General features: G+C 72.3%; 15 protein-coding genes. 12 read left to right on the top strand and 3 right to left on the bottom strand.

All coding sequences use genetic code 11. The features are described 5' to 3' along the window. Positions 1-10 precede the first annotated feature (10 nt). Both ACH427_RS25410 and ACH427_RS25405 read right to left on the bottom strand, forming a co-directional pair. Positions 11-1,663 carry a hypothetical protein gene (locus tag ACH427_RS25410; protein WP_398872860.1) on the bottom strand — a complete coding sequence of 551 codons (1,653 nt, stop codon included), beginning with the start codon at positions 1,661-1,663 and terminating at the stop codon, positions 11-13. A 165-nt stretch (positions 1,664-1,828) separates the two neighbouring features. Next, the gene (locus tag ACH427_RS25405; protein WP_398872858.1) at positions 1,829-4,036 is read right to left on the bottom strand and encodes an elongation factor G-like protein EF-G2; all 2,208 of its coding nucleotides are present in this window, start codon (positions 4,034-4,036) and stop codon (positions 1,829-1,831) included. A gap of 304 nt (positions 4,037-4,340) precedes the next feature. Between ACH427_RS25405 and pgsA the strand changes: the two genes are divergently transcribed. Genes pgsA through ACH427_RS25390 form a run of 3 tightly spaced genes read left to right on the top strand, consistent with a single transcriptional unit; the run spans position 4,341 to position 7,110 of the window. Continuing rightward, entirely contained in the window at positions 4,341-5,012 is a 672-nt protein-coding gene (gene pgsA / locus ACH427_RS25400; RefSeq protein WP_398872856.1) for a phosphatidylinositol phosphate synthase, read from the top strand. Next, a complete protein-coding gene (locus tag ACH427_RS25395; RefSeq protein ID WP_398872854.1) occupies positions 5,009-5,941 on the top strand; it encodes a phosphatidylinositol mannoside acyltransferase in 933 nt (310 codons plus the stop codon). Before pgsA ends, ACH427_RS25395 begins: the two co-directional genes overlap by 4 nt. After that, positions 5,938-7,110, top strand: a complete 1,173-nt coding sequence (locus ACH427_RS25390; RefSeq protein ID WP_398872852.1) for a glycosyltransferase family 4 protein — start codon at positions 5,938-5,940, stop codon at positions 7,108-7,110. Before ACH427_RS25395 ends, ACH427_RS25390 begins: the two co-directional genes overlap by 4 nt. A gap of 59 nt (positions 7,111-7,169) precedes the next feature. Here ACH427_RS25390 and ACH427_RS25385 read toward each other — a convergent pair whose 3' ends face one another. Then, positions 7,170-7,847, bottom strand: a complete 678-nt coding sequence (locus ACH427_RS25385; RefSeq protein WP_398872850.1) for a VC0807 family protein — start codon at positions 7,845-7,847, stop codon at positions 7,170-7,172. Between the two features lie 171 nt (positions 7,848-8,018). Here ACH427_RS25385 and ACH427_RS25380 point away from each other — a divergent pair, with 171 nt between their 5' ends. From ACH427_RS25380 to secD, 9 genes are all read left to right on the top strand, one after another. Next, a complete protein-coding gene (locus tag ACH427_RS25380; RefSeq protein WP_398872848.1) occupies positions 8,019-8,561 on the top strand; it encodes a hypothetical protein in 543 nt (180 codons plus the stop codon). 896 nt (positions 8,562-9,457) lie between these two features. Then, a complete protein-coding gene (pdxS, locus tag ACH427_RS25375) occupies positions 9,458-10,369 on the top strand; it encodes a pyridoxal 5'-phosphate synthase lyase subunit PdxS (protein ID WP_361522429.1) in 912 nt (303 codons plus the stop codon). A 77-nt stretch (positions 10,370-10,446) separates the two neighbouring features. Next, positions 10,447-11,094, top strand: a complete 648-nt coding sequence (gene pdxT / locus ACH427_RS25370) for a pyridoxal 5'-phosphate synthase glutaminase subunit PdxT (protein WP_398872846.1) — start codon at positions 10,447-10,449, stop codon at positions 11,092-11,094. 86 nt (positions 11,095-11,180) lie between these two features. Further along, a complete protein-coding gene (locus ACH427_RS25365) occupies positions 11,181-11,933 on the top strand; it encodes a YebC/PmpR family DNA-binding transcriptional regulator (RefSeq protein ID WP_398872844.1) in 753 nt (250 codons plus the stop codon). A gap of 147 nt (positions 11,934-12,080) precedes the next feature. Beyond that, complete coding sequence (gene ruvC, locus ACH427_RS25360) at positions 12,081-12,644, top strand: crossover junction endodeoxyribonuclease RuvC (RefSeq protein ID WP_398872842.1); 564 nt, start codon at positions 12,081-12,083, stop codon at positions 12,642-12,644. Then, positions 12,641-13,270: a Holliday junction branch migration protein RuvA gene (gene ruvA, locus ACH427_RS25355; RefSeq protein ID WP_398872840.1), complete on the top strand. Its 630-nt coding sequence runs from the start codon at positions 12,641-12,643 to the stop codon at positions 13,268-13,270. The genes ruvC and ruvA overlap by 4 nt, the downstream gene beginning before the upstream one ends. 79 nt (positions 13,271-13,349) lie before the next feature. Continuing rightward, a complete protein-coding gene (ruvB, locus tag ACH427_RS25350) occupies positions 13,350-14,420 on the top strand; it encodes a Holliday junction branch migration DNA helicase RuvB (protein WP_398872838.1) in 1,071 nt (356 codons plus the stop codon). Between the two features lie 163 nt (positions 14,421-14,583). Next, positions 14,584-15,069: a preprotein translocase subunit YajC gene (gene yajC / locus ACH427_RS25345; RefSeq protein WP_398872836.1), complete on the top strand. Its 486-nt coding sequence runs from the start codon at positions 14,584-14,586 to the stop codon at positions 15,067-15,069. 148 nt (positions 15,070-15,217) lie between these two features. After that, positions 15,218-17,017 carry a protein translocase subunit SecD gene (secD, locus tag ACH427_RS25340; protein WP_398872834.1) on the top strand — a complete coding sequence of 600 codons (1,800 nt, stop codon included), beginning with the start codon at positions 15,218-15,220 and terminating at the stop codon, positions 17,015-17,017.

Raw genomic sequence — 17,017 nt, 5'->3', positions numbered from 1 at the left:
GTTCTTCGGGTCAGGCGTTGTAGACGTCGGCGGCGCGCGGCTGGGGGTCCTGGACGGCGCCGCTGAGGTTCATGGCGCGGCCGGCGAAGCGCTCGGTGTTCACGCCGTTCTCCGCGAGGACGCGGAGGGCGGCCTCGTGGACGACGCGGAGGACCGGGGTGGTGGCGCGCAGGGCGTCGTCGGCCATGAAGCGGTGGCGCCAGGGTTTGTCGGCCCAGGCGTGGCGCAGGCCGAAGGGCTCGGGGAGGACGAGCTTGCCGCCCCAGAACTCCAGCAGGGGCGGGTACCAGGTGAGGGGGGCGCGGGCGGCGAGCCGGACGACCTCCTTGGCGGGCACGATGGACAGGTTCCGGGTGCGGGTCTCCCAGAATTTGACGGTCTTGGTGACGGTCTTCGTGCGGGGTGAGGGCTTGCCCATGAAGAGTCCGTGGACGGGGCCGAGGGCGTGGCCGGTGACCTCGATGCGCAGGGTCTTGTGCAGGACGGTGACGGTGATGAGGAGGGTGATGACGAGCTGGCCGTCCCAGAGGACGAACTGCACGCCGAGGTAGTGCCTGCTGCCGGCGCCGAACTGCTGCTCGTTGCAGATCTTCTGGAGCTCCGCGCCCCGTATCTGGAAGCCGTCGGTGCCTTCGGGGCGGGAGACCGCGCCCGCGCCCTCGCCGACGGGGGAGACGACCCAGTGCTCGACGGCGGGGGTGGGGAAGCCGCCGGTGTGCAGGGGGCTGCGCTCCAGGAGGCGGAGCTGGTCGTGGATGGCGCGGATGACGTCCCAGCTGCGGAAGGGGTTGATCTCCTTCTCGGGGTCGGCGGGGACGAGTTCCTCGGCGAGCTGCCAGCTGCCCCAGCGGGTGCCCATGCCGAGTATGCCCTTGGGGCCGGCGTAGAAGACGACATTGCTGTGCTGTTCGGCGGCGAGCCGTTCCAGGGACTGGCGCAGGCGCTCGGCGGCGGTCTCGCCGGGGTTCTTGGGGACGGCTTCGGGGATCTTGGCGCCGATGCCGCCGCCGGAGAGGAGTCCGGTCCAGCGGTCGCGGAGGTCCTTGGCGGTGTTCTCGCAGACGCGGTGGGCGAGGAAGCCGCCGATGAGGGGGGCGATGAGCATGGCGCGGAGATAGATGCCCAGGAAGCCGTGGAAGGGCAGCTTGACCATGAAGATGACGCCGCCGATGGCGAGGGCGGCGAGGAGGGCCATGCCGAGGGCGCCGGCCCGCTTGTTCTGCGCGCCCGCGAGGGAGCGGCGCAGCTGGAAGGCGCCCAGCCAGAGGAGGACGCCGGGGAGGAAGAGCACTCCGGCGACGAGCATGATGACGGTGAGGCGGATGTCGCGCTGTTTGCGGATGCGGCTGGCGGCGAGGCAGTGTTCGACGACGGGCTGGGGGTCGAGGCCGAAGGACTGGATGAGGGGCTTGCGGCCGCCGCCGAGGACGCGGAGCTGCACGGCGCGGGAGAACGCTTCGCCGAGGTTGGGTTCGAAAAGGGAGATGCGGGGTGGTTTGACCTCGGAGGTGGCCCAGTCGGAGTTGGCCTTGAGGAGTTCGTCGACGGGGCCGTCGCGGTAGGCGGCCGAGGCGAGCGCCTGGGTCGCGGCGGTCTGCCCGGAGGAGCCCGAGAGCGGGATCTGCGCCCCCGGGCTGAAGTCGAACGGATCCCCTGCTGCCACTGCTGCCCCCAATGCCGCGCATGCCCGATTATGCTGCCGCTTCCGACGGCCGCCCGTGTCATACGTGTTGGTCCGCGTATCCAGCGTATCCGGGCGGGGTGCCGGCTGTCGCCGGAGATCGCAAAGCCGCCCGTCCCTGTGGAGTTGGGGCGGGCGGCTTGCGAACTATGCTCCGTTCTCGGTGAGTTCACCGATGCGCTCGGCGAGCTGCGGGGGCATCGGTTCGTGGCGGGCGTAGGCCCGGGTGAAGCGGCCGGTGCCGTGGGAGAGGGAGCGCAGATCCACGGCGTAGCGCCCGATCTCGATCTCGGGGACCTCGGCCCGTACGAGGGTGCGGCCGCTGCCGGACTGCTCGGTGCCGACGACGCGCCCGCGGCGGCCGGAGAGGTCGCTCATGACGGGGCCGACGTAGTCGTCGGAGACGAGGATCTCCATCTCGGCGACGGGTTCGAGGAGGTGGATGCGGGTGTCGGCGGCGGCCTCGCGCAGGGCGAGGGCGCCGGCGGTCTGGAAGGCGGCGTCGGAGGAGTCGACGGAGTGGGCCTTGCCGTCGAGGAGGGTGACGCGGACGTCGACCAGGGGGTACCCGGCGGCGACGCCGCGGGCGGCCTGGGCCCGTACGCCCTTCTCGACGGAGGGGATGAACTGGCGGGGGACGGCGCCGCCGACCACCTTGTCGACGAATTCGATGCCGGAGCCGCCGGGGAGCGGTTCGACCTCGATCTCGCAGATGGCGTACTGGCCGTGGCCGCCGGACTGCTTGACGTGGCGGCCGCGGCCGGTGGCCTTGGAGCCGAAGGTCTCGCGGAGGGACACCTTGTGCGGGACGGCGTCGACGCGTACGCCGTAGCGGGTGCGCAGGCGCTCCAGGGCGACGTCGCGGTGGGCCTCGCCCAGGCACCACAGGACGACCTGGTGGGTGTGCTGGTTCTGTTCGAGGCGCATGGTGGGGTCTTCGGCGACGAGGCGGGCGAGGCCCTGGGAGAGCTTGTCCTCGTCGGCCTTGCTGTGGGCCTCGATGGCCACGGGCAGCAGGGGGTCGGGCAGTTGCCAGGGCTCCATGAGGAGCGGGGTGCTCCGAGTGGAGAGGGTGTCGCCGGTCTCGGCGTGGCCGAGTTTGGCGACGCAGGCGATGTCTCCGGCGATGGCCTGGTTGAGCTGGCGCTGGTGTTTGCCGAAGGGGGAGGAGAGGGCGCCGACGCGTTCGTCGACGTCGTGGTTCTCGTGGCCGCGGTCCTCCAGGCCGTGGCCGGAGACGTGCACGGTCTCGTCGGGGCGCAGGGTGCCGGAGAAGACGCGGACGAGGGAGATCCGGCCGACGTAGGGGTCGGAGGAGGTCTTGATGACCTCGGCGGCGAGGGGGCCGGCGGGGTCGCAGGTCAGGGGGGCGTGGGGGCGGCCGTCGGGGGTGGTGACGGCGGGGGCCGTGCGCTCCAGGGGGGTGGGGAAGCCGCCGGTGATCAGTTCCAGCAGTTCGACGGTGCCCAGGCCCTGGCGGGCGCCTTCGGCGGCGGGGGCCGCGGCGAGGACGGGGTGGAAGGTGCCGCGTGCGACGGCGCGTTCGAGGTCCTCGATCAGGGTCTTGACGTCGATCTCCTCACCGCTGAGATAGCGGTCCATGAGGGTCTCGTCCTCGCTCTCGGCGATGATCCCCTCGATGAGCCGGTCGCGGGCCTCCGCGATGAGCGGGAGCTGGTCGGGGCCGGGGGCGGCCTCGGTGCGTTCGCCGGAGGAGTAGTCGAGGACGCTCTGGGAGAGGAGGCCGATGAGGCCGGCGACGGTGCGGTGGCCGTCGGGTCCCTCGGGGCCGTGGAGGGGGAGGTAGAGCGGGAGCACCCGGTCGGGGGAGTCGTCGCCGAAGGCGGTGCGGCAGGTCTCGGTCATCGCCTCGAAGTCGGCGCGCGCGGCCTCCAGGTGAGTGATCACGATGGCGCGGGGCATGCCGACGGCGGCGCATTCCTCCCAGACCATGCGGGTGGCGCCGGTGATGCCCTCGGTGCCCTCGGCGGCGGAGACGACGAAGAGGGCCGCGTCCGCCGCGCGCAGACCGGCCCTCAGCTCGCCGACGAAGTCGGCGTAGCCGGGTGCGTCCAGGAGGTTGATCTTGATCCCGGCCCATTCGACGGGGACCAGGGACAGCTGTACGGAGCGCTGCTGGCGGTGCTCGATCTCGTCGTAGTCGGAGAGGGCGCCGCCGTCCTCGACCCGGCCCGCCCGGTTGACGGCTCCGGTGGCCAGGGCCAGTGCTTCCACGAGTGTGGTCTTTCCGGAGCCGCTGTGGCCGACCAGCACCACGTTGCGCACCTGGCTCGGCCGGTCGGCCGCTACCGCCCTGCCCGCGGCCCCTGGGTACGTGCCCGTCTTCTCGCCCATGTGTGTCCCGCCTCCCGGTCGACACCTGCGGTACTTCGAGCTTTCCACTGCGGTAACGCTGCGTCCATACATCGCACACGCAGGCGTATACCGGAAGCCGTTCTTCGGCGGCGGGCGGGTGTGGCCGGAAACGGCCCGGGAACGGGCGGGGAACGCGCCGTGACGGTGTCGTGGCGCGGCCGTGGCGAGGGGGCCGGGGGCCGGGTGGAGTGATGCGTGCGCGGCTGCCCCCGGCCGCCTGGCTACGATGGGCCAGCCGGTGGCCTCCTGACCACGCGGCCCGCCACGACCCTCCGGGAAGGCCATGCTGAACAAGTACGCGCGTGCGTTCTTCACGCGTGTTCTCACGCCGTTCGCCGCCCTGCTCATCCGCCTGGGCGTCAGCCCCGACGCGGTCACCCTCATCGGGACCGGCGGTGTGATGGCGGGCGCGCTGGTCTTCTACCCCCAGGGCGAGTTCTTCTGGGGCACGGTCGTCATCACGCTGTTCGTCTTCTCCGACCTGGTCGACGGCAACATGGCCCGCCAGCTCGGCCGGTCCAGCCGCTGGGGCGCCTTCCTGGACTCCACGCTCGACCGGGTGGCCGACGCGGCGATCTTCGGCGGCCTGGCCCTGTGGTACGCCGGGCGGGGCGACAGCCTCACCCTGTGCGCGGTCACGATCTTCTGCCTGGCCAGCGGCCAGGTGGTCTCCTACACCAAGGCGCGCGGTGAGAGCATCGGCCTGCCGGTGAACGTCAACGGCCTGGTCGAGCGCGCCGAGCGGCTCGTCATCTCGCTGGTGGCCTGCGGCTTCGCCGGCCTGCACAAGTTCGGCGTGCCCGGGATCCAGTACCTGCTGCCCGTCGCGCTGTGGATCGTGGCCGCCGGCAGCCTGGTGACGCTGGTGCAGCGCGTGGTGACCGTGCGCCGGGAGGCCGCCGAGGCGGACGCCCTCGCCGCCGCCACGGAGGACCGGGGGGACGGCGCCGCGTGAGGGAGAAGCTGACCGACGCTCTGTACGGGCTCGGCTGGGCCACGGTCAAGAAGCTTCCGGAGCCCGTGGCCGTCGCGCTGGGGCGGCGGATAGCGGACACGGTCTGGAAGCGGCGCGGCAAGGGCGTGCTGCGCCTGGAGGCCAACCTCGCCCGGGTGCTGCCCGACGCCGGCCCGGGGCGCCTCGCCCAGCTCTCGCGCGCGGGCATGCGCTCGTACATGCGCTACTGGATGGAGTCCTTCCGGCTGCCTGCCTGGAGCGCGGAGCGTGTCCGCGACGGCTTCTCCCCGGAGGACCTGCACCGGCTCGAGGAAGGGCTGGCCGGCGGCCGCGGTGTGGTGCTCGCCCTGCCCCACATGGGCAACTACGACCTCGCGGGCGCCTGGGTCACCAGCCGTCTCGGAGTCCCCTTCACCACCGTCGCCGAGCGGCTCAAGCCCGAGTCGCTCTACGACCGCTTCGTGGCCTACCGCGAGGGACTCGGCATGGAGGTGCTCCCGCACGCGGGCGGCAGCGCCTTCGGGACGCTCGCGCGGCGGCTGCGCTCCGGGGGGCTGGTCTGCCTGGTGGCCGACCGTGACCTGTCCTCCTCCGGGATAGAGGTCAAGTTCTTCGGCGAGGCCGCGAAGATGCCGGCGGGGCCCGCGATGCTGGCGGTGCAGACAGGCGCGCTGCTGCTCCCGGTGACCCTCTGGTACGACAGCTCGCCCGTGATGCGCGGGAAGATCCACGCCCCGGTGGAGGTGCCCGAGACGGGCACCCGCGCGGAGAAGGCCGCCGTCATGACCCAGCAGCTCGCGGACGCCTTCGCCTCCGGCATCGCCGAGCATCCCGAGGACTGGCATATGCTCCAGCGACTGTGGCTCGCCGACCTCGGCCGGCGCGATGATGAGCCCACCGACAAGAGCTCCGGAACGGAGAAGCCTTGAGGATCGGGATCGTCTGTCCTTATTCGTGGGACGTCCCCGGCGGCGTCCAGTTCCACATCAGGGATCTGGCCGAGCACCTCATCCGGCTGGGCCACGAGGTCTCCGTACTGGCCCCGGCGGACGACGAGACGCCGCTGCCGCCCTTCGTCGTCTCGGCGGGCCGCGCCGTGCCGGTGCCCTACAACGGCTCGGTGGCCCGGCTGAACTTCGGCTTCCTGTCGGCCGCGCGGGTGCGCCGCTGGCTGCACGACGGCGACTTCGACGTCATCCACATCCATGAACCCACCTCCCCCTCCCTGGGACTGCTGACCTGCTGGGCCGCGCAGGGCCCGATCGTGGCGACCTTCCACACCTCCAACCCGCGCTCGCGCGCCATGATCGCGGCCTATCCGATCCTCCAGCCGGCGCTGGAGAAGATCAGCGCGCGGATCGCGGTGAGCGAATACGCCCGCCGGACGCTCGTCGAGCACCTGGGCGGCGACGCCGTCGTCATCCCCAATGGCGTCGACGTGGACTTCTTCGCCCGCGCCACGCCCAAGGAGGAGTGGCAGGGCACTGCCGAGGCCCCGACGATCGGCTTCGTCGGCCGCATCGACGAGCCCCGCAAGGGCCTGCCCGTCCTGATGCGCGCCCTGCCGAAGATCCTCGCGGAGTGCCCCGGCACCCGGCTCCTGGTGGCCGGGCGGGGCGACGAGGAGGAAGCCGTCGCGAGCCTGCCCCGGGAGATGCGGGACCGCGTCGAATTCCTCGGCATGGTCAGCGACGAGGACAAGGCACGGCTGCTGCGCAGCGTCGACGTCTATGTGGCGCCGAACACCGGCGGCGAGTCCTTCGGCATCATCCTCGTCGAGGCGATGTCCGCGGGCGCGGTCGTCCTCGCCAGCGACCTGGACGCCTTCGCGCAGGTCCTCGACCAGGGGTCGGCGGGCGAGCTGTTCGCCAACGAGGACGCGGACGCGCTGGCCGCCGCCGCCGTACGGCTGCTGGGCGACCCCGCGCAGCGGGCCGGGCTCAGCGAGCGGGGCAGCAAGCACGTACGCCGCTTCGACTGGTCGCGGGTCGGCGCGGACATCCTTGCCGTCTACGAGACGGTGACGGCCGGCGCGGCCTCGGTCGCCGCCGACGAACGCACCGGCCTCTTCGCCCGCTTCGGGCTGGCGAGGGACTGACCGGACCGCCCCGACCGGCCCGGTGGCGGGGCGCCGGCGCACCGGGACCCCGCCCGTGCTCAGGCGTTGCCCGGAGCCTTTTCCAGGCGCTCCCGGGAGGCGGATCCGGCCGTGCCGAACAGACCCTGCCCGTGCGCGGACCGGAAGCGCCTGCTGCGCCGCACCGTGGCCACGACCACCAGGCCCAGCAGGGTGAGGGACTCTATTCGCCCGATCAAGGGCACCACGTCGACCGGCAGTGTCAGCGCCAGCACCGTGCTCAGGGCCGCGTCCAGCAACTGCACACAGCCCCAGAGGGTGGTCAGCCCGCGCAGCGCCGTCCGGTACGCCGGCATCTCGTGCCAGGCGCGCTCGGCGTCCGCCGCCGCGGCTCCGGTGCGCAGCCGCTCGCCGAGCCGGAAGGCGAAGGGCCGTGCCGTGGAGAGCGTGGCCAGGATCCATATGCCTAGCAGCGCCGGCAGCGCGGCGTCTTTCAGGAGCAGCACCCGTGGATTTCCGCTGATCAGTGAGGTCGCGGCGGAGAGGGCGAGCAGCCCGACGACGAACAGGTCGAAGAACTCCACGCGCCGGCGGACGACGGCCGTGCCGAGCGCGTGCGCGGCCGGGACCGCACCGCTGATCAGGAGGGCCTGCCACTGGGCCGCTCCCTGAGCCCGCATCACGTAATACAGCGCGAGCGGGAGCGCGATGTCGATGGTCAGGGGGACGAGCAGGGCTCGCTTGGAGCGCGGTTCCATGGGTGCCTCCGTGGGTGCGGCGTCCTGATCCCGAAGTTAGGCGCGGCCCGGGTGGAGGCGGATCGGCGCCAGGGTCGAGGTCCGGGTGGATGTCCGCGCGTGGCCGGGTCCACCCGTGGGTGGAGGCCGGGCGCGGAGCCGGGCCTTCGGCGAGCGGTAACGTGGGCCGGCGTGACCACTGTGATCTGGATCGTCGCCGCGCTCGTCGTCATCGGCGTCTATCTGAGCTGGACCGCCGGCCGGCTGGACCGCCTGCACAGCCGTATCGACGCCGCGCGCGCCGCTCTGGACGCCCAGTTGTTGCGGCGCGCCTCGGTCGCTCAGGAACTGGCCACGGCCGGGGTCCTCGATCCGGCCGCCTCGATCGTGCTCTACCAGGCCGCGCACGCTGCCCGGCAGGCCGAGGAGGAGCACCGCGAGGTCGCCGAGAGCGAGCTGAGCCAGGCGCTGCGGGCGGTCTTCGCCGAGGTGCCGCAGGTCGAGGCGGTACGGGCGGCGCCGGGCGGCGAGGAGTCGCTCGGCGAGCTGACGGCGGCCGTCCGCAGGGTGCCCATGGCGCGGCGCTTCCACAACGACGCCGTCCGCGCGGCCCGGGCGGTCCGTACGCACCGGGTGGTGCGGTGGTTCCGGCTGGCGGGCCACGCGCCGTTCCCCCTCGCCTTCGAGATGGACGACGAGCCGCCGGTCGCCCTGGGCGACGGAGCGCACGACTGATCGGGGGCGCCCCGATCAGTCGGCCGACCCGGCCGCCCGCTGCTGGTCCGGGGATGCCTGTGCGCTGTGCGCGCCCGGCCGGGGCCGCTGCGCCTGCCGGGGGTTGATCCGGGCCGGCGCCCGCGCCTCCGGGCCACCCGGGCAATGCCCGAGGCAACCGTCGGCCGCCGAACCCGATGTAGTCCGTACGCGCCGCCGAGCCCAGCCCGGTTCGTGCGGCCGGTCCGACGGGGTCGCCCGGGCAACGTCCGAGACCACCCGTCGAACGCCCCGCGACCGACTGCGCGCCTTTGCGGCCGCCGAGCCTGGCGTAGCCCGCACGCCCGCCGCGCTCAGCACGCCCGGGGCAGTCAGGCAACGGCCGGGGCTGCCCGTCACCCGCCCCGCCCGGACTGGTCCGTGCCAGGCTCAGCCCCTGGCTGCCCCCAGCCCGCGCCCGCAAGGGTGCCCCGGGCAATGCCCGCCCGTCGGCGCCGAGGCCCGGCCCGTACGCCTGGCACGCCCCCGGGTGCAGCCCGCACGCCCCGCCGTACGCCCCCCCCCCCGCTGCGCCCGGCGCCTCCGCCGCGCCCGGCCCGCGCCCTGGAGGGATCGGCCGGGCAATGCCCTCAAGCCCACCCGTCAGCCGCCCAGCCCGGCGTACCCCGCCCGCCCCGCCCGCCGTCCGCCCCGCCTGTACGTCCGCCCTGGCCCGTGCGTTCACCCCGGCATGCGCCCGGCCCGCGCAGTCCGCCCAGCCCCCGCGTCGCACCCGACGCCAACCCCCTGACCTCGGCAAAGCCGACGGCCGCACGGCCCTGACAAGCCACCGTCCTCGAATTGGCCCTTTTTCCCGGGCCCAGGTGGCCGCTTGTATGAGGGAGCAGCTTCACCGCCCTTGATAGCGAGGTCACAACGTGTCCAGCACGTCCCCCAGCCCCACCACCCCCGAGACCGGCACCGCGCGCGTCAAGCGCGGCATGGCCGAGCAGCTCAAGGGCGGTGTGATCATGGACGTCGTCACGCCCGAGGAAGCCAAGATCGCCGAGGACGCGGGCGCTGTCGCCGTCATGGCCCTGGAGCGGGTCCCCGCGGACATCCGCAAGGACGGCGGCGTGGCCCGGATGTCCGACCCGGACATGATCGACGGCATCATCAACGCCGTCTCCATCCCGGTGATGGCCAAGTCCCGCATCGGGCACTTCGTCGAGGCCCAGGTCCTCCAGTCCCTCGGTGTCGACTACATCGACGAGTCCGAGGTCCTCACCCCGGCCGACGAGGTCAACCACAGCGACAAGTGGGCCTTCACCACCCCCTTCGTCTGCGGTGCCACCAACCTGGGCGAGGCGCTGCGCCGGATCGCCGAGGGCGCGGCCATGATCCGTTCGAAGGGCGAGGCCGGCACCGGCAACGTCGTCGAGGCCGTGCGTCACCTGCGGCAGATCAAGGGCGAGATCGCCCGTCTGCGCGGTTACGACAACAACGAGCTGTACGCCGCCGCCAAGGAGCTGCGCGCCCCGTACGAGCTCGTCAAGGAGGTCGCCGAGCTCGGCAAGCTGCCGGTCGTGCTGTTCTCCGCCGGTGGTGTCGCCACCCCGGCCGACGCCGCGCTGATGCGCCAGCTCGGTGCGGAGGGCGTGTTCGTCGGCTCCGGCATCTTCAAGTCCGGTGACCCGGCCAAGCGCGCCGCGGCCATCGTGAAGGCCACCACGTTCTACGACGACCCGAGCGTCATCGCGGACGTCTCCCGCAACCTGGGCGAGGCCATGGTCGGCATCAACTGCGACACCCTCCCCGAGGCGGAGCGCTACGCCAACCGCGGCTGGTAATCCCGTTGTCCTTGAACGGTGGGCGGCCCGCAGCTGCGGGCCGCCCACCGGCCGTCCCGTGTTGAGAGGTATCCACCGTGTCCACCGCCGACAGCCCCGTCATCGGCGTACTCGCCCTCCAGGGTGACGTCCGCGAGCACCTGATCGCCCTCTCCGCGGCAGACGCCGTCGCGCGCCCGGTCCGCCGCCCCGAGGAACTCGACGGCCTCGACGGTCTGGTGATCCCCGGTGGCGAGTCCACCACCATGTCCAAGCTGGCCGTCGCCTTCGGCATGCTGGAACCGCTGCGCGAGCGCGTACGGGCCGGACTGCCCGTCTACGGCACCTGCGCCGGCATGATCATGGTCGCGGACAAGCTGCTGGACGGCCGTGAGGACCAGGAGACTCTGGGCGGCATCGACATGATCGTGCGCCGCAATGCCTTCGGCCGCCAGAACGAGTCCTTCGAGGCGTCCGTCGAGGTGTCCGGCATCGCGGGCGGACCCGTCGAGGGCGTCTTCATCCGCGCGCCCTGGGTCGAGTCCGTCGGCGCGGGCGCCGAGGTGCTCGCCACCTACGACGGCCACACGGTCGCCGTGCGGCAGGGCAACGTGCTCGCGACGTCCTTCCACCCGGAGCTCACCGGCGACCACCGCGTGCACGCGCTGTTCGTGGAGATCGCCCGGAACCACGCCCACGGACGGCTCGTTCCGGACGACGGGGGCGCGTGCGTCACCGCCGCCTGAGGGTGGGCGTTGGGAGACCGGCGGGCCGATCCCGGTAGGATCACAGTCGTTCGTTCAGAATTTGGTTACGCGAAGGAGACAGGCGGATGTCCGGCCACTCTAAATGGGCTACGACTAAGCACAAGAAGGCCGTGATCGACGCCAAGCGCGGCAAGCTCTTCGCGAAGATGATCAAGAACATCGAGGTCGCCGCCCGCACCGGCGGTGCCGACCCGGCCGGCAACCCGACGCTGTTCGACGCCATCCAGAAGGCGAAGAAGAGCTCGGTCCCGAACAAGAACATCGACAGCGCCGTCAAGCGCGGCGCCGGCCTCGAGGCGGGCGGCGCCGACTACGAGACGATCATGTACGAGGGCTACGGCCCGAACGGTGTCGCCGTGCTCATCGAGTGCCTCACCGACAACCGCAACCGCGCCGCCTCCGACGTCCGCGTCGCCATGACCCGCAACGGCGGCTCCATGGCCGACCCCGGCTCGGTGTCCTACCTCTTCAACCGCAAGGGCGTCGTCATCGTCCCCAAGGGCGAGCTCAGCGAGGACGACGTCCTGGGCGCGGTCCTGGACGCGGGTGCCGAGGAGGTCAACGACCTCGGCGAGACCTTTGAGGTCCTCAGCGAGGCCACCGACCTGGTCGCGGTCCGCAGCGCGCTCCAGGAGCAGGGCATCGACTACGACTCCGCCGAGGCCAACTTCGTCCCCACCATGCAGGTGGAGCTCGACGAGGAAGGCGCGCGCAAGATCTTCAAGCTGATCGACGCGCTGGAGGACAGCGACGACGTGCAGAACGTCTTCGCCAACTTCGACGTCTCCGACGAGGTCATGGCCAAGGTCGACGCCTGACGCACGGGCACGCGCGACGGGCTCACCGACGGGCCGACGGGACATCACCCGTCGGCCCGTCGGCGTGATCCGCCGTTGTCAGTGGCAGCCGATAGCCTGCGACGGCAGCGGGAACACACGGCCGTACGGCGAAGGGGAGGGCACGCGATGCGGGTGCTGGGGGTCGACCCGGGGCTGACCCGGTGCGGTGTCGGCGTGGTCGACGGCGTGGCCGGGCGGCCGCTGCGCATGCTCGGCGTCGGTGTCGTACGCACGCCCGCCGACGCCCCGGTCGCCGACCGCCTCGTCCTCATCGAGCGCGGCATGGAGCAGTGGCTGGACGAGCACCGCCCCGAATTCGTGGCCGTGGAGCGGGTCTTCAGCCAGCACAACGTGAGCACCGTGATGGGCACCGCGCAGGCCAGCGCCGTGGCCATGCTCTGCGCGGCCCGCCGCGGCCTGCCCGTCGCCCTGCACACCCCCAGCGAGGTCAAGGCCGCCGTCACCGGCTCGGGCCGGGCCGACAAGGCGCAGGTCGGCGCGATGGTCACCCGCCTGCTCCGGCTCGGCGCGCCGCCCAGGCCGGCCGACGCCGCCGACGCCCTCGCTCTCGCCATCTGTCATATCTGGCGGGCCCCCGCGACCAACCGCCTCCAGGAGGCCGTCGCCGCCCACCGCCGCACCACGCGCCCGCGGGACGCGGCCGTACGCAACCTGAAGGGCACCGCATGATCGCCTTCGTCTCCGGGCCGGTCGCGGCCCTGGCCCCCGACACCGCCGTCGTCCAGGTCGGCGGCATCGGCATGGCCGTCCTGTGCACCCCGAACACCCTCTCCGGCCTGCGCGTCGGCCAGGAGGCCAAGCTCGCGACCTCCCTCGTGGTGCGCGAGGACTCCCTCACGCTCTACGGCTTCGCGGACGACGACGAGCGGCAGGTCTTCGAGCTGCTCCAGACCGCCAGCGGTGTCGGCCCGCGGCTGGCCCAGGCCATGCTCGCCGTGCACTCCCCGGACGCCCTGCGCCGCGCCGTCTCCACCGGTGACGAGAAGGCGCTCACCGCCGTGCCCGGCATCGGCAAGAAGGGTGCGCAGAAGCTGCTCCTGGAGCTCAAGGACCGCCTCGGCGAGCCGATCGGCTCCGGCACGGCCGCGGTGCCGGGTCCGGCCGGCCCGGGCGCCGCCGGCTGGCGCGAGCAGTTGCACGCCGCGCTCGTCGGCCTGGGCTACGCCGCGCGCGAGGCGGACGAGGCCGTGTCGGCCGTGGCACCGCAGGCCGAGGCCACGGTGGCCACGGGCGCCGTGCCCCAGGTCGGGCAGCTGCTGCGCGCGGCCCTCCAGACCCTGAACCGGGCCCGGTGACCGGCCGCCGGGGCCCACGCGCCGCCTGGGCCCGGACGAACGCCGCACCCCGACCGTCACGAATCGCGAGGCACCACCCGTGAACTGGGAAGACGACCCCGAATCCGCCGCGGCCGACCGGCTGGTCGGCACCACCGCCGACGGCGAGGACCAGGCCGTCGAGGCCGCCCTGCGCCCGAAGGACCTCGGCGAGTTCGTCGGCCAGGAGCGCGTGCGGGAGCAGCTCGACCTCGTCCTGAAGGCCGCGCGCGCCCGTAACGCCACGGCCGACCACGTCCTGCTCTCCGGCGCTCCCGGGCTCGGCAAGACCACCCTCTCGATGATCATCGCGGCCGAGATGGGCGCCCCCATCCGCATCACCTCCGGCCCCGCCATCCAGCACGCCGGTGATCTCGCGGCCATCCTGTCCTCCCTCACCGAGGGCGAGGTCCTCTTCCTCGACGAGATCCACCGCATGTCCCGGCCCGCCGAGGAGATGCTCTACATGGCGATGGAGGACTTCCGGGTCGACGTCATCGTCGGCAAGGGCCCCGGCGCCACCGCCATCCCGCTGGAGCTGCCGCCCTTCACCCTCGTCGGCGCGACCACCCGGGCCGGGCTGCTGCCGCCCCCGCTGCGCGACCGCTTCGGCTTCACCGGGCACATGGAGTTCTACGCCCCCGCCGAGCTGGAGCGGGTCATCCACCGCTCCGCGCGCCTGCTCGACGTGGAGACCGACGCGGAGGGCGCCGCCGAGATCGCCGGCCGCTCCCGGGGCACGCCCCGCATCGCCAACCGCCTCCTGCGCCGCGTCCGTGACTTCGCCCAGGTCAAGGCCGACGGTGTCATCACCCGGGAGGTCGCCGCACAGGCGCTCGATGTCTACGAGGTCGACGCCCGCGGCCTCGACCGGCTGGACCGTGCCGTGCTGACGGCGCTGCTCAAGCTCTTCGGCGGCGGCCCCGTCGGCCTCTCCACCCTGGCCGTCGCCGTGGGGGAGGAGCGAGAGACGGTCGAGGAGGTCGCCGAGCCCTTCCTCGTACGGGAAGGACTGCTGGCCCGTACGCCCAGGGGCCGCGTCGCCACGCCCGCGGCCTGGGCACACCTCGGTCTCGAGGCGCCGGGGCGGCCGGCGGGCGGGGCCGGGGGACCGGGGCTGTTCGACGCGTGACGGCGCGTGGGCTGGTCCGGTCAGGAACCCCGGTGCCATGCTGAGCGTTGTTCCCTAGGCGCGGACTCGCTTAGACTCCGCCGATGCCGTCCGTATCGGTGCGGCATACCACCCCCGTAGACCAGGCCGCGCCTCCGTGGTCGTGTGAAGGAAACCCCGTCCCGTGAATATCATGACTCTCCTGCCGTTCATCGTGCTTATCGGGGCCATGTTCCTGATGACCCGGTCGGCCAAGAACAAGCAGCGCCAGGCGGCCCAGATGCGCGACCAGATGCAGCCGGGCACCGGCGTGCGGACGATCGGCGGCATGTACGCCACCGTCAAGGAGGTCAACGACGACTCGGTCCTCCTCGAGATCGCCCCCGGTGTGCACGCCATCTACGCGAAGAACTCCATCGGCGCCGTTCTCCAGGACGACGAGTACAACCGCATCGTCCACGGCATCGAGCCCGACGAGTCCGAGACCCCTGTCGTCCCGGACGACGCCTCGTCGCTGACCGACACCCCGGCCGAGAAGAAGATCGACCTCGGCAAGGAGACCCCCGCCGAGGACAAGGCCGACAAGGGCGAGAAGGCCGCCGGGACGGACACGGCCGAGGCGAAGGACGCCGAGCGGGACGGCAAGCCGGGCGACACCGACGCCAAGTAGCACCACCCGGGAACCGCGGAGCACTCACCGATCAGTGCGCCGCGGTTCCCTTTCGGTCTAGGCTCCGGCGGGGGCAGGTCCCCACAACACTTCGTGGCCGTCCGGGAAACCTCCGACGCCGGGCGGTTGGACAGGGAGAAACGACAAGGTGGCAGCACCGAAGAAGGGCCGCAGGTCCCCGGGCGGCCAGGGCAGGCCGGGCCGTGTCCTGGCCCTGATCCTGATCGCCATGGTGGCGCTCACCGGGGGAATGTTCGCCTCCGGGCGCACCACTCCGCGGCTGGGTATCGACCTCGCTGGTGGCACCAGCTTCACGCTGAAGGCCAAGAACGAACCCGGCAAGCCCAATGCGATCAACGACACCAATATGAACACGGCCGTGGGCATCATCGAGCGGCGTGTCAACGGCCTCGGTGTCACCGAGGCCGAGGTTCAGACGCAGGGCCGCGACCACATCGTCGTGAACATCCCCAAGGGGACGAACGCCGAGCAGGCCCGGCAGCAGGTCGGCACGACCGCCAAGCTGGGCTTCCGGCCCGTGCTGAGCGTGGCCCCCGGTGCCAAGACGCCCGAGCAGCCCGGCTCCAGCCCCTCCGCCGCGGGCAAGGACAAGGGCGGTGACAAGAGCGGTGACAAGAGCAAGGACGACAAGAACAAGCCGTCCGGCTCCCCGTCCGCGAACGCCAGCCCGCAGGGCCGCGCCGTCACCGACGCCCTGAAGGCCGACGCCGCCACGACCCCGAGCGCCTCCGCCTCCGCGGGCACGGACGACAAGGGGGCCAAGAAGGACGACAAGTCCAAGCAGGACAACAACCCCTCGCCGGCCCCCGCCGACGTCGCCGCGCTCCAGAAGAAGCTCGACGCGCTGGACTGCTCCACCAAGGAAGGCCGCTCCAACGCGAGCGAGGCCGCCGCGCGCTCCGCGGCGACCGACATGATCGCCGCGTGCAAGAAGGACGGCTCCGCCAAGGAGATCCTCGGCCCGGTGTCCGTGGAGGGCACCGGCGTCAGCAGCGCCTCGGCCGTCTTCGACAGCCAGCAGGGCCGCGGCTGGCTCGTCCAGCTGAAGTTCACCTCCGGCGGCTCCAAGAAGTTCGCCGACGTGACCGGCCAGCTGGCCACCAAGCAGTCCCCGCAGAACCAGTTCGCGATCGTCCTGGACGGCGAGGTCGTCTCCGACCCCTCCGTCTCCAGCTCGATCAACGGCGGCCAGGCGGAGATCTCCGGCGGCTTCACCCAGCAGAGCGCCCAGGACCTGGCCAACGTGCTGTCCTACGGTGCCCTGCCGCTGTCCTTCAGCGTCGAGACCGAGACGACCGTCACCGCGGCGCTCGGCGGCGAGCAGCTGCGCGCCGGTCTCATCGCCGGTGCCATCGGCCTCGCCCTGGTGATCATCTACCTGGTGGCGTACTACCGCGGGCTCGCGCTCGTCGCCCTCGCCAGCCTCCTGTGCTCCGCGATCCTCACCTACGTGATCATGGTGCTGCTGGGGCAGGCCATCGGCTTCGCGCTCAACCTGCCGGCCGTCTGCGGTGCGATCGTCGCGATCGGTATCACCGCCGACTCCTTCATCGTCTACTTCGAACGCATCCGGGACGAGATCCGCGAGGGCCGTTCACTGCGCCCGGCCGTCGAGCGGGGCTGGCCGCGCGCCCGCCGCACGATCCTGGTCTCCGACTTCGTGTCCTTCCTCGCCGCCGCGGTGCTCTTCATCGTCACCGTCGGCAAGGTCCAGGGCTTCGCGTTCACCCTCGGCCTGACCACCCTCCTCGACGTCGTCGTGGTCTTCCTCTTCACCAAGCCGCTCATGACGCTTCTCGCGCGCCGCAAGTTCTTCGCCAGCGGCCATCCGTGGTCCGGGCTCGACCCCAAGCGGCTCGGCGCCAAGCCGCCGCTGCGGTCGTCCCGCCGCCGCCCCTCCGCCCCCGTCGACCCCAAGGAGGCGTGA

Source organism: Streptomyces sp. NPDC020379 (assembly GCF_044387105.1).
In the GTDB taxonomy this organism is placed as follows: Bacteria; Actinomycetota; Actinomycetes; order Streptomycetales; family Streptomycetaceae; genus Streptomyces.
The sequence above is the reverse complement of the archived record's forward strand: the minus strand, read 5'-3'. Positions and strand labels throughout refer to the sequence as shown.

Coding starts and splice junctions, on each gene's coding strand:
- ACH427_RS25405 (WP_398872858.1), bottom strand. CDS start 4,036: ATGGGCGAGAAGACGGGCACGTACCCAGGGGCCGCGGGCAGGGCGGTA.
- pgsA (WP_398872856.1), top strand. CDS start 4,341: ATGCTGAACAAGTACGCGCGTGCGTTCTTCACGCGTGTTCTCACGCCG.
- ACH427_RS25385 (WP_398872850.1), bottom strand. CDS start 7,847: ATGGAACCGCGCTCCAAGCGAGCCCTGCTCGTCCCCCTGACCATCGAC.
- ACH427_RS25365 (WP_398872844.1), top strand. CDS start 11,181: ATGTCCGGCCACTCTAAATGGGCTACGACTAAGCACAAGAAGGCCGTG.
- ruvC (WP_398872842.1), top strand. CDS start 12,081: ATGCGGGTGCTGGGGGTCGACCCGGGGCTGACCCGGTGCGGTGTCGGC.
- ruvA (WP_398872840.1), top strand. CDS start 12,641: ATGATCGCCTTCGTCTCCGGGCCGGTCGCGGCCCTGGCCCCCGACACC.